The sequence below is a fragment of the Sphingomonas sp. SP5 genome (assembly GCF_058313455.1).
In genome coordinates, this window is record NZ_JBZFLF010000003.1 from 370,753 (window position 1) to 389,295 (window position 18,543).

General features: G+C 64.3%; 19 protein-coding genes. 3 read left to right on the forward strand and 16 right to left on the reverse strand.

Translation table 11 applies throughout. The features are described 5' to 3' along the window. Positions 1–44: 44 nt before the first annotated feature. Positions 45–623, forward strand: a complete 579-nt coding sequence (locus tag AC4GY7_RS09475) for a sigma-70 family RNA polymerase sigma factor (protein ID WP_491113228.1) — start codon at positions 45–47, stop codon at positions 621–623. 212 nt (positions 624–835) lie between these two features. Here AC4GY7_RS09475 and AC4GY7_RS09480 read toward each other — a convergent pair whose 3' ends face one another. The 11 genes from AC4GY7_RS09480 to AC4GY7_RS09530 form a co-directional block, all read right to left on the reverse strand. Continuing rightward, the gene (locus AC4GY7_RS09480) at positions 836–1,246 is read right to left on the reverse strand and encodes a response regulator (protein WP_491113230.1); all 411 of its coding nucleotides are present in this window, start codon (positions 1,244–1,246) and stop codon (positions 836–838) included. Between the two features lie 16 nt (positions 1,247–1,262). Then, a complete protein-coding gene (locus AC4GY7_RS09485; protein WP_491113232.1) occupies positions 1,263–3,593 on the reverse strand; it encodes a PAS domain-containing protein in 2,331 nt (776 codons plus the stop codon). 137 nt (positions 3,594–3,730) lie between these two features. After that, a complete protein-coding gene (locus tag AC4GY7_RS09490; RefSeq protein ID WP_491113234.1) occupies positions 3,731–5,785 on the reverse strand; it encodes a hybrid sensor histidine kinase/response regulator in 2,055 nt (684 codons plus the stop codon). Between the two features lie 212 nt (positions 5,786–5,997). Continuing rightward, on the reverse strand, positions 5,998–6,240 hold the full coding sequence (locus tag AC4GY7_RS09495) for an alpha/beta fold hydrolase (RefSeq protein ID WP_491113236.1): 243 nt from the start codon (positions 6,238–6,240) through the stop codon (positions 5,998–6,000). A 153-nt stretch (positions 6,241–6,393) separates the two neighbouring features. Beyond that, positions 6,394–6,717: a hypothetical protein gene (locus AC4GY7_RS09500; RefSeq protein ID WP_491113238.1), complete on the reverse strand. Its 324-nt coding sequence runs from the start codon at positions 6,715–6,717 to the stop codon at positions 6,394–6,396. 50 nt (positions 6,718–6,767) lie between these two features. Beyond that, positions 6,768–8,651 carry an AI-2E family transporter gene (locus AC4GY7_RS09505; RefSeq protein WP_491113240.1) on the reverse strand — a complete coding sequence of 628 codons (1,884 nt, stop codon included), beginning with the start codon at positions 8,649–8,651 and terminating at the stop codon, positions 6,768–6,770. 31 nt (positions 8,652–8,682) lie between these two features. Next, a complete protein-coding gene (locus AC4GY7_RS09510) occupies positions 8,683–9,948 on the reverse strand; it encodes a YihY/virulence factor BrkB family protein (RefSeq protein ID WP_491113242.1) in 1,266 nt (421 codons plus the stop codon). Beyond that, positions 9,945–10,295 carry a hypothetical protein gene (locus AC4GY7_RS09515; protein WP_491113244.1) on the reverse strand — a complete coding sequence of 117 codons (351 nt, stop codon included), beginning with the start codon at positions 10,293–10,295 and terminating at the stop codon, positions 9,945–9,947. The genes AC4GY7_RS09510 and AC4GY7_RS09515 overlap by 4 nt, the downstream gene beginning before the upstream one ends. 48 nt (positions 10,296–10,343) lie before the next feature. Then, a complete protein-coding gene (locus tag AC4GY7_RS09520; protein WP_491113246.1) occupies positions 10,344–10,799 on the reverse strand; it encodes a PA2169 family four-helix-bundle protein in 456 nt (151 codons plus the stop codon). Positions 10,800–10,816: 17 nt separating this feature from the next. After that, positions 10,817–10,966: a hypothetical protein gene (locus AC4GY7_RS09525; protein WP_491113248.1), complete on the reverse strand. Its 150-nt coding sequence runs from the start codon at positions 10,964–10,966 to the stop codon at positions 10,817–10,819. Between the two features lie 142 nt (positions 10,967–11,108). Then, positions 11,109–12,620: a PAS domain S-box protein gene (locus AC4GY7_RS09530; protein ID WP_491113250.1), complete on the reverse strand. Its 1,512-nt coding sequence runs from the start codon at positions 12,618–12,620 to the stop codon at positions 11,109–11,111. A gap of 138 nt (positions 12,621–12,758) precedes the next feature. On the opposite strand from AC4GY7_RS09530, the gene AC4GY7_RS09535 reads away from it, so the two are divergent. Both AC4GY7_RS09535 and AC4GY7_RS09540 read left to right on the forward strand, forming a co-directional pair. Beyond that, positions 12,759–13,190: a CsbD family protein gene (locus AC4GY7_RS09535; RefSeq protein WP_491113252.1), complete on the forward strand. Its 432-nt coding sequence runs from the start codon at positions 12,759–12,761 to the stop codon at positions 13,188–13,190. Positions 13,191–13,221: 31 nt separating this feature from the next. After that, positions 13,222–13,473: a GlsB/YeaQ/YmgE family stress response membrane protein gene (locus tag AC4GY7_RS09540; protein WP_491113738.1), complete on the forward strand. Its 252-nt coding sequence runs from the start codon at positions 13,222–13,224 to the stop codon at positions 13,471–13,473. 327 nt (positions 13,474–13,800) lie between these two features. On the opposite strand, the gene AC4GY7_RS09545 is transcribed toward AC4GY7_RS09540, so the two are convergent. From AC4GY7_RS09545 to AC4GY7_RS09565, 5 genes are all read right to left on the reverse strand, one after another. Then, a complete protein-coding gene (locus tag AC4GY7_RS09545) occupies positions 13,801–14,376 on the reverse strand; it encodes an alpha-amylase family protein (RefSeq protein WP_491113254.1) in 576 nt (191 codons plus the stop codon). Then, positions 14,310–15,044, reverse strand: coding sequence for a glycoside hydrolase family 27 protein (locus tag AC4GY7_RS09550; RefSeq protein ID WP_491113740.1), 735 nt, complete (start codon positions 15,042–15,044; stop codon positions 14,310–14,312). The genes AC4GY7_RS09545 and AC4GY7_RS09550 overlap by 67 nt, the downstream gene beginning before the upstream one ends. A gap of 577 nt (positions 15,045–15,621) precedes the next feature. Then, positions 15,622–17,205 (reverse strand): Na+/H+ antiporter, encoded by a 1,584-nt coding sequence (locus tag AC4GY7_RS09555; RefSeq protein ID WP_491113256.1) that lies wholly within the window; start codon positions 17,203–17,205, stop codon positions 15,622–15,624. 169 nt (positions 17,206–17,374) lie between these two features. After that, positions 17,375–17,707 (reverse strand): hypothetical protein, encoded by a 333-nt coding sequence (locus AC4GY7_RS09560; RefSeq protein WP_491113258.1) that lies wholly within the window; start codon positions 17,705–17,707, stop codon positions 17,375–17,377. A gap of 68 nt (positions 17,708–17,775) precedes the next feature. After that, a complete protein-coding gene (locus AC4GY7_RS09565; RefSeq protein WP_491113260.1) occupies positions 17,776–18,534 on the reverse strand; it encodes a spermidine synthase family protein in 759 nt (252 codons plus the stop codon). Between the last annotated feature and the right edge of the window lie 9 nt (positions 18,535–18,543).

The window sequence follows — 18,543 nt, forward strand, 5'->3', positions numbered from 1 at the left end:
TCTCAGCTTCTCCCTCCGACACATCGCTCTCAGCGAAGGCCGCTTTGGTTCTGACGCAATCGACCGTCAGCGAAGCGCGTCTGCATCTGATCGACCAGTTGGCCCGAACAGGTCAGGGGGAGCAGGATGCGTTCCGCACTCTGTACGTTCTGACTTCGGCCAAGCTGTTTGGCATATGTCTTCGCATTTGCTGGGACCGCGCCGCTGCCGAAGACGTGCTGCACGATGTCTACATGATCGTCTGGAAGCGCGCTGGAACGTATGAGCCGTGTCTCGGCAGTCCGATCAGCTGGCTGGCGACCATCGCTCGAAACCGTGCAATCGACTGGCGCCGCAGTCAGACAAGACAGGCTGCCGTGCCGCTCGACGACGCACCCGACTTGCCTGACCCAACGGTTGATGCCGAAGCGGGAATGCTGCTCGATGAAGCATCGCGGGGGGTTTTCGCCTGCCTCGCCGCGCTGGAAAGTCATCAGGGTAACGCGATCCGGAACGCGTTTTTCCATGGATTTACCTATGCGGAGCTTGCCGAACGCAATTGTGTGCCGATTGGCACGATGAAGAGCTGGATACGCCGCGGTCTACGACAGATGCGCCACAATCTCGAAGTAGCGGGTCATTAGGCGACAGCGGCTTTAAAGCCGGCGCATAACCCTCCGCTCGCAATGCACAAACCTTTGCGTCCAAACTTAACGGTTGTGACACTGGGCTCGTACAATGATCCTTCTCAGAATACGCGAAACCTCGGTTTCGAGAAACCGTTAGCTTCGCCTCTTCACCATCGCTTTTGAGAGCGTCGGCCGTCGCAATTTCTGTCGGAAGAGCCGATTCGACGTCAGGCCAGTTGATCAGAGCCTTTGTGATCCGTGTCGGCTGCCATACGGCGCATGGCAGCGATCACGTCACCATGATGGATGGGCTTGGAATAGAACTCCGCGCGGACCGGCAGGTCGAGGTCGGCCTTGGCGAAGGTGGCGGCGGTCAGGATGATCTCGATCGGCGGCCATCGATTGCGGATCGCAGCGGCGATCTCGATCCCCTTCACGCCCCTTGGCATGTCGAGGTCTATATAGACGATCCGGATGTCCGTGCGGGTTTCGAGAATATCGATCGCCTCATCGACGCTGGTCGCCTCGACGGGAATGAAACCCGCCCGCTCGACCATATCGGCGACCTCGATGCGGAGCACCGGCTGATCCTCGATGATGAGAACAGGCAAAGGCCCGATCGGTTGTGACTGACCCATGACGTGGCTGATCGACTTAACCTTGGATGATCTGGTGGAGCGGTGCGCTCATATCTGCTGTCAGCCCCTCGATATCATAGTGAAGCTTAACGCCCCCCGACCCGGTCAGACCCATGCGGATGATGCGTGATCCGAAACCACGGTGGGATGGTTCAACCGCCGGTGGACCGCCTCGTTCCGCCCAACGCATGTCGAGGATCTCGACGTCGTCGCTTCGAGATATCGTCCAACTCAGCGTGACGCGGCCGTCGGGCACGCTCAGCGCACCGTGCTTGGCGGCATTAGTCGACAGCTCATGCAGTAGCAGCGACAATGACATGGCGGTGCGCGAGCCGATCCTGACCTCCGGTCCCGAGATGGTGATGCGAGCGGTGTCGAAGGACGCCAGTGCCGCCTCGGCGATCTGTCGGAAGCCCGCCGCGGACCAGGATCGCGCCAGCAGTACATCGTGCGCCGATGCCAGCGCCTTCATCCGGTTGCCGAACTCGGTCGCTGCGGCATCGCTGGCGGTACGCGCCAGCGTCGCATTGGCGATCGCCTGCACCACGCTGAGCGTATTCTTGACCCGGTGCGCCAGCTCGCCGTTGAGCAGCGCCTCCTGCGCCCGAGCCCGGCGCTGTTCGATCGCGACATGGACGCGGTAGGCGACGTCGCGGACGAACTGCACCTCGTCACTGGTCCAGTCACGGGGCGAGGCGGTGCTGACATAGACCATCGCCACGCAGACGCCCTGCTGCATCATGGGAATATTGACGAAGGCGCGCGCGCCGCGCGCCTCCATCGCAGCGGCTTGGTGGCGGGTGCGGGCATCGGAGCGACAGTCGCGAACGACAACCGTCTCTCCGGCTTTCAGATCATCAATGAACGAACCATAGTCGCGAAGGCGTAGCGTTCCGCTGAGGCTGAGGGCAGGTTCCGCTGTCCAATCGCGCTCGACCGTAATCGTTTCAACCACGGGGTCGATGTCGCCATAACCGACGAGCTCGACGCCCAGCGCCTCCCCAAGCACGGCACTCGCCAACGGGCCCAGATCCTCGGTTGATTCCTCGTCCAGTAAACGGTCACTGAGGCGGATCAGGGCCGCCTGTCGCCGTTCGCGCAGCACACGGTCGGTGACTTCGGTGAAGATGATCGTGAAATGATCGTCTCCGGCGTGCTGCATTACCCCGTCATACCAGCGGCCGAGCGTCCCGACCTGGCGCGTGAAACGGACGGGTTCGCCCGTTTCGACCGCAGTCACAGGTTCGAAAACCCACGCGTCTTCGATGCCAGGAAAGACCTCCCGGATCGTCCGCCCGACCGCGCAACCCCGCTCGATGTCGACAAGGTCGTACCAGGCATTGTTGACCTCATCATATCGCCAGTCGACGACCCGGCCTGTCTCGTCGCGGACAAGCTCGCCGAGGATGAAGCCTTCGCGCAGCGTCTCGAAAATGGTGCGCCACTTCGCCTCGTTGCGGGCGACGGCGTCCTCGGTTCGGCGACGCTCGGTCGTGTCGGCGATGAGCATAGCGACACGACCATCGGCGACGGGAAACAGGTGGGCGTCGTACCAGCGTCCGAGCGGCTTCGCCTCGCCTTCAAACCGCACCGGCTCACCAGTCTTGGCGACATGTCCATAGGCATCATGCCAATGCTGCTCGATGCCGGGTGCGACCTCGTTGGCCCAGCGTCCCACGGCATCGCTCAGTCCCGTGTGACGCTCGAACGCAGGATTGGCTTCGACGACCCGGTGATCCACCGGTGCGCCGGTCGCATCGAACTTGACCTCGCTGATGCAGAAGCCGGCATCGATGTTCTCGAAGATGGCCCTGTACCGTGCTTCGCTGGCCCGCAGGTCAGCGATCGCGGCGTCACGCTGTCGTTCGACCAGCACCCGGCCGGTTGTCTCGAGCGTCACGTTCAGCAGGCCGGCGACACGCCCCTGCTCATTATGGATCGGCGAATAGGAGAACGACCACCACGTGTCCTCCGCATAGCCGTTGCGGGTCATCAGCAGCGGCAAGTCCTCGAATGTGCATGTCTCGCCCGCAAACGTACGCTCGACCAGCGGCTCGATCTCGGGCCAGACCTCTGCGAAAGGCTTGCCAAGCGCCTGCGGGTGGCGGCTCCCCAGGATCGGCGCATAGGCATCGTTGTAGAGCAGGGTGCGGTCCTTGCCCCAGACGATGCACATCGCATGGCCAGACCCCAGCATCATGTCGACCGCCGTGCGCAGGCTCTGCGGCCAATGGTCGACGGGACCAAGCGGTGTCGAGGCCCAGTCGGTGGCTCGGGTAAGGTCTGGCATCAGAGAAGGCGTATCGACGAGGTACGGGCTTTTCGCATCTGATCCGTGGGTCGTCACGCTGGCCGTTATCCATGCTCGGCATGGCCCCGTGCCATCCTGTCACTCCAGATTAATGGCCATTCCGATCAAAACCAAGGTTTTGGCGTGGCCGGTGCGCCAGCGTCGTTTGACGACGCTGGCCGACATGCGCCTCGTTACCGCCGCGTCTGCCAAGTGATCGATTTACGGAACACGCGGGACAACTGCTCGATCGAGTAGGGTTTGTGCAGCAGTTCGAAACCATGGCGGCCATTCTGCGCAAGCACATGACTATAGCCGCTGGTCAGGATGACGGGCAGCCTCGGATGGCGGCGGCGCACCTCTTGCGCCAGTTCCAGGCCCGACATGCCGGGCATCACAACGTCGGAGAAGACGATGTGGAAACGGCTGCAATCCTTCTCCAGTTCGGCCAGCGCCTCATCGGCGTTGAGCGCCAGGATCGTGTCGTAACCCAGTTCGCGCAGCGCCTGCGTCGCGAACTCGCCGACGCTGCTGTTGTCCTCGACTACCAGCACGCATACGCCGTCGCCCGTGACGGCGACGGGTTCGTCCTCTTCCACCGCCGCGCGACTGCCATCGACCGCGACACGGGGCAGGTAGAGGGTGAAGGTGGTGCCGCCGTGCTCGCCGCTTTCGACCCGAATGTCTCCGTCCGACTGCTTGGCAAAGCCGATCACCTGGGAAAGACCCAGGCCCGTGCCCTTGCCGACGCCTTTGGTGGTGAAGAACGGCTCGAAAATGCGCGCCACGTTCTCGGGCGAAATACCGCTCCCGGTGTCGCTGATCGTCACCGCGACAAAGTCGCCGGCGATTGGCGGATGCAGCCGGATCTCCGGAATACCCGACACAGGACCGACGACGATGGTGAGATCGCCCTCGCCATCCATCGCGTCGCGCGCGTTGATGCTCATGTTGATGATGGCGGTATCGAACTGCCCCTTGTCGGCGAGGACGTAGCAGGGTTCTTCGGGCACGACCGTGTTGATGACGATGCGCGAGCCGGTGAGCGTCCGGACCATCGATACCAGGTCAGCGATACTCTGACCGCAGTCGAACGTCTCGGGTTTGAGGGCCTGCCTTCGCGCGAAGGCGAGCAGCTGTCCCGTCAGTTTGGCCGCGCGGTCCGCGGTGTCGCCGATCGCGTCGATGTATTTCGCACGGCGATCGTCGCTGAGGTCGGGGCGGCGAAGGAGATCGACCGAGCCACGGATAACGGTCAGCAGGTTGTTGAAGTCATGCGCAACCCCGCCGGTGAGCTGACCGACCGCTTCCATTTTTTGAGCCTGGCGTAATGAATCTTCCGCCAGCGCCAGCCTGTCCGTCTGGGCGCGCTCACCGGTGATATCACGGGCGCTGGAGTATAGCTTTCCCTCGAACGGCACGGCGACCCACGACAGCCAGCGAATTTCACCGTCCTTCGTCCGGTAGCGATTGTCGAACCGCATCACCGGATTGCCGTCGCGCACCTCCTCGAAGGCCGCGGCACTGGCAAGCTCATCGTCAGGCAGCAGAAAGTCGGAGAACGGCGATCCTTCCAGCTCCTGTGCGGTCCAACCGAGGACTACCGTCCAGGCTGGATTGACGCGGTCGAAGCAGCCCGTGCGCAGATCGATCACCGACAGCAGTTCCGACGTGACTGTCCACGTCGTCGCCCGCTCGCGTGCGCGCGCGACGATCTGTGCTTCAAGGTCGCTGTTGAGCGCCCGCAGCTCGGCCTCGCGCGCCGCCAGTTCGCGCTCGTGGACGATCTTCGCGGTGGTCTCGGTCGCGATGTTGAGGAAGCCGGCGATTGCGCCCTGGTCATCGCGCAGCGGACTGTAGGCGAACGTCCACCACGTTTCTTCCGGATGGCCGTGCCGTGTCATGGTGAGGGGCAGGTCTTCATGCCCGACCGGCGTGCCGGCCATGGCCGACGCGATCGATGGCTTGATGTCGTCCCAGACTTCCGCCCAAACCTCGCTCAAGGGCTTCCCCAGAGCGGCGGGGTGCCGCGAACCGAGGAACGGCACATAGGCGTCATTGTAGAACAGCGTCAGCTCCGGCCCCCAGCCGACGCACATGGCGAATTGCGACGACAGCATCATGTCGAGGATGGTTTCGAGCGAGCGCGGCCAACTTTCGCGTGCGCCCAGACACGTCGCCGACCAGTCACAAGCGGCCGTCAGGCTACGGAGATCGGAACCTCTGCCGCTATTGCCCTGATCGTTCATAACCATTCTCGGCCTCACCTAGTTTCAGGACCAGAGCGGCCGATTACCAAGAAGAGGATCTGTAGCCCTTTTGCAGGTGCGGTAAACCGGTGGTCTGGAAGTATGGTCTACCGGCCGGCGGTAACGCTGAACGAACGATCGGTTTCGGGCGCTGCCTCGAACTTCCTGAACGACCGAATTTGGGTCAGTCGTACAGGCTGGTAGTTTGGGCCCTACCTGGCGGCATTGAGGATCACCGCGATCGTTTCCTCCGGCATGTCCCACATTGGAAAGTGGCCACTGTTTTTGAACCAGTGCAGTTCTGCCTCAGGAAAGGCCGCCTGTGCTCGCGCTGCCTGTCTTGGCAGGCAAAGCCGATCGTGTGTTCCCCACCCGATGACAACTCGGCCGGTGCCGGGGGCCGCGGGGCCGGTCTGTTCAGGTCCCGTGGCAAGGCTATGAACGAGCGCGTCCAATGTCGGCGTTCTGCTCAGCCCCTCCAGTTCAGTGGAGACGATGTCGCCGTCAAGCGCCCAGGGATGGGCGGAGAGCTGAGCAAGCAGTGCTGTGCGCGACGCCGCGTTTCGGCTCGTCGAGGCACCCGACGCTTGCTAAGCGGCCACAATGCTTCAGTCCTTGAGCTCTTTGCCGGCCTTTTCGAGGAGATTGCCGGTCGCATCCGCCGCGCGGTCGGCCCCGTTCGAGATTGCATTGCCTGCCTTGTCGGCTGTCGCCCCGATGCTGTCGCCGGCATTGGACAGGTGGTCGCCAGTCCGATCGGCTGCCCTATCCGTCGCGGCAGCGGTGTCATCAGCGACGTTGTCGGTCGTCGCGCTCACGTCCGTCGCGATTGCGTTGCCGGCTTGGGCGCTCTGATCGCGGGCGTTCTGACTACAAGCGGCGAGCGAGGCCGCGGCGGCGAGGGCGAGCGCCAGAGTGATGCGGTTGGTCATGTCTGTTCCTTCGTGGGGGGCGTGGTGTCGCGGCGTGGTGGCGGTGACGGTCAGGCGGCTTTGGCCGCGGTGTTCGTTTCGGCAGCGATCTGGGTCACGGCGTCGGCAAGCGAGCCGACATAGCGATCGGCCCCGAGCGTGCGCTGGATCGTGAGATCGCTCAGTGCGGCCTCGCCTTGAGGCCACAGGCCGACGATGATCCGCGCGGTAGGTGCGCGCTCGCGGAGACGACGGACGAGATACCGGAGCTGCGCCGGCGAGCCGGTCACCTCCAGATACGAGATTGCGATTACCTCGACGCCGGTCACGTCGAGGGTGGTGATGGTCTCGCGAGAGACAGCCGCGTTGGGGATGCGGCGGGCCTCGACGCCCCGCTGCCCAAGCAGTTGCACCAACATGGCGGTGACCGCATCGTCGAAGGGGCCGTGGCCGGCGACGCAGATCGCGTTGACGGTCGCGGTGGCCGTGTCTGTTGGCACCGCCGAAGGACGCAGGTCATCGATGACTGACAGCATGGAGCGGGTCATGCGGACCGCGCCGGATTGGTCGATGGTGCCCCGCGCCTGATCCTCCACGGCGAGCTTGAGCCCCTCCAGCACGACGCCGTCATAATAGTCGGTCAGCGAGCGGTCGCTAAGCAGCGTCTCGGCCTGCGCCAGCGCCTCATCCGGGTTGTTGGCAAGGATGCGCTGGTAGAAGCTCTCCACCGGCGTCAGCGCAGGTCGGTCGCCGAGCAGGACGTCGAAGAACTCCAGGCTCTTTACGTGCCGGCCCATGACGACGAGGCACAAGGTGAGCGGGGTCGACATGATGAGGCCAATTGGGCCCCACAGCCACGTCCAGAAGATCGCCGACACGATAACCGACACGGGCGAGAGTCCGGTCGAGTGACCGTAGAGGAGCGGCTCGACGACATAGCCAACGATCGGCTCGACGACGACGAACAGCACGACCACCTCGATCGCCATGGTCCATCCCGGATCGACCGCAGCGGCCAGTGCGGCCGGCGCGACCGCGGCGAGGAACGAGCCGATGTACGGCACGAACCGCAGCAATCCGGCCATGATGCCCCACATGGCGGGGGAGGGCACCCCGATGGCCCACAGGCCGAGCCCGATCACGACCCCGAAGCTGGTGTTCACCGCGAGCTGCGAGAGAAAGTATTTGCTCAGCCGCTGGCCGGCATCGTCCATCGCACGGGTGGTGCGGTGCAGGTCGGTCGAGCCGAACACGCGGATGAAACGATCGCGCAGATCCTCCTTCTGGAGAAGGACGAAGATCGCGACGATCAGGACGATGACCGTCGTTTCGAGCGGTCCGAGGATCGGTGCCAATACCGTCTTTGCGATCGTGAACGGCGAAGCGCCTTCGGAGACGACCTGAACCGGAACAGGCTTCTGCGTTCCGGACACGGAGGATCGCCGAGCGTCAAGGCCCGCGCCATTCGCCGGTGTCGGCGCGGCGCTCGGAGCGGGTTTGCCGCTGAGCTGCTTGGTGATGGAGGCAAGACGCGCGACCGCGAAGCCTTGGACGCCCTGCACCTTGGCTTCGATCGTCTGTGCGTATTGCGGCGCATTGGCGGTAAGCGAGGCGGCCTGGCTGCCGATGAGGGTGCCGACCAAACCGAGCACGCCGAGTGCGGCGAGCACGGTGATGATAACCGCTGGCGCGCGCCACAGCCGCAGCCGCTGGAGGAAGTTGACCACCGGTGACAGCACGAACGACAGCATGACCGCCAGCGTGATCGGGATCAGCACCTCCTGCCCAAAATAGAGCGCGGCGATGACAAGCGTACCGACCGCAACCGCGGCGAGCGTCTTCAGTTCAGGCGCGGAGGCGGACCTGACTTGCGCGGCACCGGGGGTGTCCTCGGGAGCCTCGCGGCTGCCGGTAACGACATCCTTGTAGCCGGCGACACTGTCGAGATTGCTCATGGGGATGGGCGCTTTCGTCTTGATATGTGTGTCAGCGGGCACGGACGTGAGCGCGCCAGGTCAGCAGACCACCGCCCGCGAGACATAGCAATCCGCGTGTCGCGGAGCCGCGCTGGCCGATAAGCGTGAGCCCGGTCGAGATCAGGGTCATCGATACGACGCCGAGCGGCACGTCGCCGACGTGGCGGCTGATCCGCGACGCGGCGATGCCGGCGACCACCGGTGCCGCGAGCGAAGGCTTGCCGGGGACCGGCACACCGTCCGTCGCTAAGGCGGCATCGGCCTTGTCGAGCTTCGCAGGCGTTTCGCCTCCCGCAGCGGTCGTGTCCGCCATGGTCGCACCGCGTTCGCCCATCTGCGTTTCCGGTCCGGTGGTGGTATCCTGGGCAGTCTGGCGTTCTATCTCGGCATTGAGCTCGGCGCCGAGCAGCACCACGAAGGCGGTGACGTAGAGCCACATCAGAAACGACACGACGGCACCGAGCGCGCCGTAGGTCGCATTGTAGCCAGCGAAATGACTGACATAGAGCCCGAACAGGAAGGTCGCGAGTAGCGCCACGACACTGGCGAACACCGCGCCGGGGGTGAGCCACGTCCAGCGAGCATCTTCGCGGTCGGGGCCGTAGCGATAGACCACGGCGACGAGCGCGCTCGCGACCAGCGCTGTGCTGAACCAGAGACCGCCGGTGACGAGCGGTGCCGCGAAGGCGGGCAGATGAATAACCGTGCCGATTAGGCTCATGGCGCTGATCGCGAGCATGGCTACGATTGCCACCAGAACCGCGCCCAGCGTGAACGCGAACGAGAGCCCGGTGGTGCGAAAGAAGTTGCGCGTCTCGTGCTCATCGTAGGTGACGTTCAGCGCGCCGATCACCGAGGTCGCGCCGCGCATCGCGCCGTAGATCGCGAGCAGGATGGCGATCACCAGACCGACCGTGGAGCGGGTGGGCGGGGTCTCGGTCATGCTCTTCATCTGGTCGGCTACGATCTTGGCGGCGTCGGTCGGCAGGATGCGCGTCAGCGTGTCAAGATGGCCTGCGACGTCAGCAGGATTGGCAACAATCCCATATATGAGCACGATCGCCGCCAGCATCGGCACGAAGGCAAGGAAGCTGTAGAACGCGACCCCTGCGGCGAGCAGGCTTATGTTGTCGTCGTTAGTCTCCTGCCAGGTACGCACCGCGATGTCGCGCCACCCGGCCTTGGGGATCTCCCAGAACTGGTGCGCGAGGCGACCGCGCCCGGCACGGGGCACGGCCCCGCCGTTGTCGAGTGCCACGGTCGCGGCAGTGTTCACTGGCGGACCGCCTTGGCGCGATCGTCGTAGACGTCGGCGCGCTTGTCCACCTCGTCGCGGATCCGCTTCGCCTGCACTTCGAGCTTGTCGGCACGGCCATCGGCTTCCTCGCGGATCGCCTTGCCCTGCTGCTTCAGTTCGTCGGCCTGCGCATCGCGTGCGTCGTTCGCGGCCTTGTTGGCGCGGTCCTGGGCTTCGCCCAGCTTCTCGTTCGATCCCTCGCCCTTGTAGGGCTGGCCCGCTGCCGCGGCGGCAGCCTGATCGCGCTCCTTGCCCGCCTTCTCGGCAGGGCCGTCGCAGGCGGCAAGCGATAGCACCGCGGTTGCGGAGAGGAGAGTGCGTTTCATATCGTGTCGCCTCGTGAGGTCGGGGCGGCCATAGCCGCCCCGAGCCGATCAGTTGGAGCCGTGGAGGCTGTGCTTCAGGTCGCGCATCTGGTCGTGACCTGCGCGGACCGAGGCATAGGCCTGCTCGATGGCATTGCGTGTCGACTGCGATAGATCACGGTCCTGCATGGCATCCTCGAACTTCGCCTTGATGTGATCTTCGCCGCGCTCGACCTCGTCGACGACGACCGTGTCACCGCCGCTGATGCTGTTGCGCAGCCCGGTGAACATGCGATGGGCCTTAGCCAGGACCGTACCGTCGTCTTCCGCGTTGCCGCCAAGGCTGGTGACGACGCTCTGGAGTTGGCGGGCGACCTGCTGGCGCTCACCGGCGCGCGCCGTGAACATCGCGCCGAAACGATTGTTGTCGGCATCCTGGGCGGCTTCGGTATAGCCGTCGACGCTGTCGAGGGTGGTAGCGATCAGGCCGTTGAGTACGCTGATGTCGTGCTTGGTGTCGGCCATGGGATAGGCTCCTGTGTTCATGGAACTGTGGGGGTGTCGGGTGCGGCCGCGATCTTCTCGGCCGCGCCTTCGCGGATCGCCTTGCGGTCGCCGGTGATCTTGCCGATCGCTTCCTTGATCGAGCCGCGCGTGCGGTCGGCGTCGGACTTGGGCGGCTGATCGGGCATCGCATCGGCTCCTGAAGGTGCGGGACCGGGCAGATACGCGCCCGATCCCACATGACTGAAGCTAGGAAACGGTGGAGCACGCCGAAAGAAACAGGTGCTTCAGGCGAGGCGGGCCATCTGCATCAGTCGGCCGAAATGCCGGTCAGGTTCGCCGCGCCGGCCTGACTGGCGCCTTAGCCAACCCGCGTTCGCGCGCCCAGACGATCGCCGCGCCGCGCTTGTTGACCCCGATCTTGCCGTAGATGCGCGCAACGTGGTTGCGCACGGTGGTGCGCGACATAACCAGCGTCTCGGCGATCGTGGCGTCGTCCTCGCCCTGGCAGACAAGGCTCAGCACCTCCTTCTCGCGGGCGGTCAGCTCGGTGATCTCCTTGGTCGGAGCACCCGACTGCTGTGCGCGCAGGTTGGCGAGCTTCTCGACGACGTTGCGGCTGAACCAGCTCGCGTCGGCCATCACCGTCTCGATCGCGGTGACCAGCTCGAGCTCCGTTTGGCGGCGCTCGGTGATGTCCTGAATGACCCAGAGCACGCTGGCGTCACCAGCCATGTCGACGGTCGCGGCGGAAACTAAGCAGTCGAGCAAACCGCCGTCACAGGTTCGCACCTTGGCGTCGACGTTGCGAAAGCTGCCGGTCGTCTCGACCTGTTCCTCGAGCCGGCGCCGGGTCGCGGCCGTGTCCCACAGCATGATCTCTCCGGCGGTCCGCCCGACGAGGCGATCGTCGGCATAGCCGGTCATGTCCTGGAAGGCGCGATTGGCATGGAACAGCATGTGGCGGTTCCGGGAGGCGACGACCATCGCCACGGGTGCCAACTGGAACGCCTGCTGGAACCGCTCCTCGCTGTGCCGCATCGCGGTCTCGGCCTTCCGGCGCGGCTCGAGGTCCGCAAACGTGAACAGCATGCAGTCCTGGTCGGCATAGACGATTGGCTGCCCGGCGAGGATGACGAGCTTGTCGGTGCCGTCGGGGAGGGCCAGCTCGGATTCCATCTGCGGCACGGCGCGCCCCTCGGCGAGCCGTTCGTGCGCGACCTCGCGGTGCGCGGCGCGCCCGAACAGGTCGACCTCGTATACAGTGCGACCGACGAGTTGGTCGCGCTCGAAACCGGTCATGTCAAGGAAGCCCTGGTTGGCCTTGATGATGCGCAAGTCGGAGAGGCGCCCGATCAACGCGGGGGCGGGATTGGCGTTGAACGCCTGCGAGAAGCGCTCCTCGGCGTCGCATTGCTCGGTCACGTCGAGCATCACCAGCACGAGACATTCAGGATCGCCCTTCTTGTCGACGAGCACGATGCTGCGGATCTGATGGACCCAGTGCGTCTCGTTCTCCCCGGTCGGCGCGACCTCGACGGTCACTTCCGTGAACGTCTCGCCCGATACCACCCGCGCGATCGGATACTCGCCGGCATCCAGCTTATGGTTGTTGCGATAGCGCAGCTCGAACCGGCGTCGATACTCGTCGACGGTGCCGCCCAAACCGTCGAGCTCCCCGACGCCGTGCATCCGGAGCGCGGCGTAGTTTGCCCACAGGATGGTCTGGTCGGGATCGATCAGCAGAACCCCTTCGCTCAGGCCCGCGACGATCAGCCGCAGATTGCCGAGGTCGGCCGCATCCCTGATGCCGACGAGGCCAGCTGCCGCTTGATCCGCCATCGACGTTCCTTTTTGGATGGGCCGCGAGACCCGATGCCGGGCGGCCGATCGGATGTAGCACGAAACGAATGAACCGCGACATTTGTATCAGACGGACTGATGAGATCGCATCTTTGGCGGTGCTCAATACGCCCTTAAATGGAGATCATGGCCGAGCCCGTCGGTCCCTTCAGGAGATTAGACGTGAACGAGGATCGGATCATGGGCTCCGCCCGCGACGTGGTCGGCAAGGCCGAGCACGGCCTGGGTGATGCGGTCGGCACCGATAAGCTGAAGGGCGATGGTCTCGTCGATCAGGCCGCAGGCACGATCCAGCACGGCTACGGCGTGGTGAAGGATGTCGTCGCGGGCGCGATCGACGACGCGCCCGGCGTGGTTGCCGAGGCGATTGATCGCGGTCGTGAACTCGGCCGAAAGGGCGACGAGGTCGTGCGTGAGCGTCTGGGCGTTAATGGTCCGCTCTACCTTCTTGCCGGTGCGGTCGCGGTGTTCGCGATCGGCGCCTTCGTGCTCATACGATCGGCGCCTGCCAAGGCGCCGAAGCGTCGTGCCGCCAAGTCACACAACTGATCCGCACCTCAATCTAGGAGACAATTTAATGATCGGCATCCTCATCTGGCTCGTCATCGGCGGCGTCGTCGGCTGGCTCGCAGGGCTCATCATGCGCGACAACAACAGCATCATCGTGAACGTGATCGTCGGCATCGTCGGCGCCTTCATCGGCGGTCTGATCGTCAATGGCGGATCGATCAACGAGGCGCCCTTGAACATTACCTCGTTCCTGGTGTCGCTGCTCGGCGCGGTGATCCTGCTGGCGATCGTCAACCTGGTTCGTCGCGGCAGCGTTCGCTGATCCTCAACTAACGATAACGGTTGGGGCGAGCGGCGACATTCTGTCGTACGCTCGCTTCATCGCAAGTAGCTACCTCGCTTTTTCAACAGCCACGAGCGGTTTTAACACCCGCCAAACAGCCGCTTTTCGCTACCCACGTAGAAGCTGCCGGGCGGCAACCGGCCCATTCGCTGCTCCATCGCGCGCCCTGAATGGACGTCCGCTTTCGGGCGGCGCAGCTTTGGACCTGAATGACTGGAATTGGGTCGTCGCTCTACACATGCTGAACGAACGGATCGACCGAAAGGGTGAGCCAGGATCGTTTTCTGAAAAGCATACTTTTCGGGATTATTGCTTCAATCGCACCATAACGACACCATGAGGTGCGACCGACGCCGCAAAGCGGTCAGAGTGTTTGCCGAGATCCTTGTGTGCCCAGAGGTCGCGCACCTGCATCCGGACCTGTCGGGGCAAACCAAGCATGGTCCAATGGGCGGTGATAGCCGCGGGGGCATCGCCGCGGTTGAACAGCAGCAGGGCACGCCCTCCGTCCGACATAGGTTTGGACCAGATTTCGCGGTCGCCGTCCTTCCATACCCGATGGCTTTGTACGCCAAGACGATCCTGATCGACGGCAATAACGTCCGTGTTGAGAAGGATCGCGCGGGTCGCATCGGTCATGCCAACAATATCGTTGCCGGCGATCAGCGGCGCGGCCATCATCGCCCAGAGCGAGAAATGCGAACGATATTCGGTATCGGTCATACCGCCGTTGCCGACCTCCAGCATATCGGGATCGTTCCAATGACCCGGCCCGGCGTAGGGCCATAGCGGCTCATTCATGTCGGCGATCGACGTCACACCCCAGCTGTAGCCGTGACGGCCGGTCCATTTATCAGTGATGTCGCCAGTCGTGCGCCACATGTTGCCGATCTTGGACGCCCATAGCCACGGCTTCGAATTCCCCCATTCGCACATCGAAAAAGGATATTACGCCCCGAGGCACGAAGCGCGTCCGACATGAGCGCATAGGCTTCTTCGGCATTGCGGACGCCCGTCGAGCACCAGTCATACTTAAGGTAGTCCACGCCCCAACGTGCATATTGGAGGGCGTCCTGATATTCGTGTCCCTGGCTACCCGGACGCCCCCCGCAGGTCTTCGTGCCGGCATCTGAGTAAATGCCAAACTTGAGCCCCTTGGAATGGACATAGTCCGACAGCGCTTTCATCCCGCTGGGGAAGCGCATCTGGTCTGCGGTGATGAAGCCGTTCGCGTCTCGGGCGCCGTGCCAGCAATCATCGATAACGATATAGCTATACCCGGCGCTCTTCATCCCGTTAGACGAGATCGCGTCAGCGGTCGCACGGATAGTAGTCTCGTCCACCTTGCAGGCAAACTTGTTCCAGCTGTTCCAGCCCATGGGCGGCTGCTGGGCGAGGCCGTTTGCAGTACGCCTCGGGTCCTTGGACGGTGCCAGCGTGTTCGGGTCGGGATCGAGCACCTCTTGTGCCCACAACGAGGTGGGCGCTTGAGCTAGCAGAATTGCGGTGGTGACGCGGAGCAACACCTTGTTCAGCACGCCGAGCCTCATTCGTTCCCCTTTGGACTGCTCGTGCAGCACTTTCGCATGCGGTACCAGCCTCAGCCCTGCAGGAGGCTGATATTGGAAGGTCGCGACGGCAAAAGGGACTGCGACACCGGAGTGAACGAATGGCAGAAGTTGGAAGGGTCCGGCTCCACCGCGAATGGCCGATTGTGGGTCACCTGGATCAGTATGCCGGGGCGACCCGGCCGCGTTGCTCATGCGCAGCCTCCGTCCACCAGGCCAGGTCCGCTGCAAACCGCGGGAAAGGTTTGGCTCGAACCGCGCCGCCGTCACCGACCGGCGTTTCCGCAACGTCGGGGGCTCGACCGATCCCGCCGACCCTCCGCGTGCTGGAAATCACGACCATCCCCATCTCCGTGAGCGGGCCGTCCCAGGCGACGCTGGCATGCGCTCCGGCCAGCCGCCCGGATTTTGCCAGCGAGCTCCTCCAGCACCGGCGGCGCCTCGCCCCTCGCGTATTCTTTGTACATGGCGGTCGAGCATCGGGAGGCCGACCGCCCGAGCGTCGGCGAGTTCGGGCAACGCATCGCTTGCGGCAAAGGCGCTCACCTCGTCTATCATCTCAACCCTTGGCGGCAACGGCGCCCAATTCCTCAAGGTCTAGGTCGTGCTCCAAATCGTGAAGTGTCTCGTCGTCGATCTGGCCGGCGCGGTGCAGCCGGACCAGTTCGGCTCGGCCCGCTTCTACCGCTGCGATGATGACGTCGAAATGGCGCGCGATCGCCCGATTGCGCTCCTCCGCGGTGCCGTCGAACGCCGCGCCCGCGGTGGCGCGCGTGCGATAGCGGCGGAGTAGCTGGGGATGGATGACTTCACCGCCGGCGTCATGCGCTTCGCGTTCGACCGTCGAGAGTTGCGCCCTGAACATTGCATGTTCGGCGGCCTGAAGGTCGAGCGGTGGTAGCGCGCCCTCGTCTTCCGCGGGCCGCGCGCGATTGATGATCCAGCCGAGCGACGTGCCCTGGACCAGAACGGTGACCAGGATCACGGCGAAGGCGGTGGCCAGCATCAGATCGCGCTCCGGCATCGTTTCCGGCAGCGACAGAGCCACGGCCAGGGTCACCACGCCGCGCATTCCCGCCCAGCTCATGACGAGCGCAGCGCGTCCACCCAGCGGGCGCGCCGATACCCGACCGGCGCGGCGTAGGAGTGCCACGATCGCGTCAGCAGCGAAGATCCACAGGAAGCGCGCTACGATCACCGCCGCGACGATGGCCAGAACGGGCACCGCCATCGTGTCGAGGATGCGCGCGGGATCGCCGATGCGGTCCAGGATACCGCGCAGCGACAGTCCGATCAGCGTGAACACCGCCGCCTCGAGGAGGAAGACGAGCACCTGCCAGAAGGCGAGCGCACGGATCCTTACGCTGGCGCTGAACACGACATGCTGGAACCAGCCGCAAGTCAGCCCGGCGGTCACGACGGCGATCACGCCGGACACATGGAGCAGTTCGCCGGCGAAGTAGGCGCTCCAGCACACCAGCATCGTCGCCGCGATCATCAACGTGTCGTCGCCGAGCCGTCGCAGCAACAACACCCAGAGCGCCCCGATGCCTGAGCCGACCGCGATACCGCCGACCACGAGCAGGAAGAAGGTGCCGGTTGCTGCACCAAGACTGAAGGTGCCGGTCAGCACCGCCGCCACTGCGAAGCGGAACAGCACCAGTCCGGCGGCATCGTTGAGCAGGCTCTCGCCATCCAGTAAGGTCGACAGGCGTCGCGGCAAGCGTACCTGCTGAAGCACGGCGCGCGCCGACACCGCATCAGGAGGCGACAGGATCGCGCCTAGCGCCACGCACGCCGCCCACGGCAGCGCCGGCAGCAGCAGCTTGGTGACGACCGCGACGACTGCGGTCGTGAAGAACACGGCGCCGACCGCCAGCGACAGGATGCCTGCCATATGGCGGCGGAACGGCGCGATCGCGGTGAACCAGGCGCCGTCCATCAGCAGCGGCGGCAGGAACAGGACGAGGACCAGCTCCGGGTCGATCGCGACCGCGGGCAGGCCGGGGACGAAGGCGACCGCTCCGCCGCCGACGATGAGCGCCGCTGCAGGCGGAAGCGAGAGGCGCCGCGCGATATAATGCAGTCCGACGATCACCAGGGACATCGCGATGATCAACTCAAACTGTGCCGCCGCATGCATGTTGCTGCCCCCTTCTCAGGGCTCTAGCGAAAGCGGAAATCTCTCGACCGATCAACACGGTAGTGCTGTCCGTCACCTGAACGAACGGCAGCTTGTTGGAAGCTTCCTTTTCGCCCGAACGGCGGATTTTGAGTCAAGAAGTCTGACCCGCCTGAGCGTCGACCGTTGTTCAGCGCCGGGCTTGGAAGCGCCTCGCGTTTCCAGTCACCGCGGCGTGGAGCGGGGCCAGTGCCCGCCCGGCAGCCCCGATGGCGTGGTACTGGATCCGTGCGCTTGATAAGGCAGCGCTCCCCACGGAGGGGTTAGGCTGCAACATCTCGGATTGGATCGCATGCATGTCTCGCGCCACCGAGAGGCTGGCCTTCACGAATGCTTCGGTCTTCTCCGCCACCATTCTGTGAAGCTCGGGCCAATTGCCATGGAGCGGGTCGAAAGCGGCTGCCCCGATCATCGGCATGCGGGCGTTCAACACCGCCGGCACTGCGGCCATCGTCTCGAACATGCGAAGGCTGGTGGTGCAACCCTCAATCCAGATGTCGAAGCAGAGGAACAGCGATGGCGCGCGTTTGGTTATGCCTCAACTCCAAACCGGGTAGTATCGGCGCCGCTCGGCCTATCGCGTGTTCGATCCACCGTGGCGAGCCAGATCGTGTGATCCGGGTTGTCCTCGCCTCGATCCGTGTCGATCCTGAACTCCTCGACGTCGAAGCCGGACGCCCGCAGCTGATGGGAAAAGCCGTGGTCCGGGTAAGCCGACCAGATGGCGAGCACGCCGCCGGGCCGAAGTGCCGCACGCGCAGCACGCAAGCCCCAAGCGGAATAGAGCCGCTCATTGGCGAGGGTGATGAGCCCGTCGGGTCCGTTGTCGACATCAAGCAGGATCGCGTCCAACCCACCGGCCTGATCGACGATCAGGTCGTGGACATCCCGTACCTCAACCGAGACCCGCGGGTCTTCCAGAGAATTGCCGAACAGATGACGCAGGTGGCCGCGAGCCCAGGTCACGATCTTGGGCACGAGCTCGGCGACGACGATGCTGGCGCCTATCGGAAGTGTGGCTCGCGCTGCGGCCAAGGTAAATCCCATGCCCAGCCCGCCGATCAGGACCCGCGGTCGTTCGCCCAAGCCCTCAAGCGCCAATGTCGCAAGCGCCTGCTCCGATCGGTAGGACCAGCTTCCCATCAGCTGCTCCTGGCCGAACATGATCTCGTAATGAGGCCCATGTCGAAGCAGGCGCAGCTCACCGCCGCCGGGTATCTCGGCCGTGTCGACAAGCAAGCCCGCCCGCTCTCCCGGGTCTCGATTGATTGCAGTTTCGAGCGTCGCCAACGTCAGGTG

Excerpts from the sequence above, each read along its gene's own strand:
- AC4GY7_RS09480 (WP_491113230.1), bottom strand. The coding sequence starts at position 1,246 with ATGGGTCAGTCACAACCGATCGGGCCTTTGCCTGTTCTCATCATCGAG.
- AC4GY7_RS09490 (WP_491113234.1), bottom strand. The coding sequence starts at position 5,785 with ATGAACGATCAGGGCAATAGCGGCAGAGGTTCCGATCTCCGTAGCCTG.
- AC4GY7_RS09500 (WP_491113238.1), bottom strand. The coding sequence starts at position 6,717 with ATGACCAACCGCATCACTCTGGCGCTCGCCCTCGCCGCCGCGGCCTCG.
- AC4GY7_RS09505 (WP_491113240.1), bottom strand. The coding sequence starts at position 8,651 with ATGAGCAATCTCGACAGTGTCGCCGGCTACAAGGATGTCGTTACCGGC.
- AC4GY7_RS09515 (WP_491113244.1), bottom strand. The coding sequence starts at position 10,295 with ATGAAACGCACTCTCCTCTCCGCAACCGCGGTGCTATCGCTTGCCGCC.
- AC4GY7_RS09520 (WP_491113246.1), bottom strand. The coding sequence starts at position 10,799 with ATGGCCGACACCAAGCACGACATCAGCGTACTCAACGGCCTGATCGCT.
- AC4GY7_RS09525 (WP_491113248.1), bottom strand. The coding sequence starts at position 10,966 with ATGCCCGATCAGCCGCCCAAGTCCGACGCCGACCGCACGCGCGGCTCG.
- AC4GY7_RS09530 (WP_491113250.1), bottom strand. The coding sequence starts at position 12,620 with ATGGCGGATCAAGCGGCAGCTGGCCTCGTCGGCATCAGGGATGCGGCC.
- AC4GY7_RS09535 (WP_491113252.1), top strand. The coding sequence starts at position 12,759 with ATGGAGATCATGGCCGAGCCCGTCGGTCCCTTCAGGAGATTAGACGTG.
- AC4GY7_RS09545 (WP_491113254.1), bottom strand. The coding sequence starts at position 14,376 with ATGTGGCGCACGACTGGCGACATCACTGATAAATGGACCGGCCGTCAC.
- AC4GY7_RS09550 (WP_491113740.1), bottom strand. The coding sequence starts at position 15,044 with ATGAGGCTCGGCGTGCTGAACAAGGTGTTGCTCCGCGTCACCACCGCA.
- AC4GY7_RS09555 (WP_491113256.1), bottom strand. The coding sequence starts at position 17,205 with ATGCATGCGGCGGCACAGTTTGAGTTGATCATCGCGATGTCCCTGGTG.
- AC4GY7_RS09560 (WP_491113258.1), bottom strand. The coding sequence starts at position 17,707 with ATGTTCGAGACGATGGCCGCAGTGCCGGCGGTGTTGAACGCCCGCATG.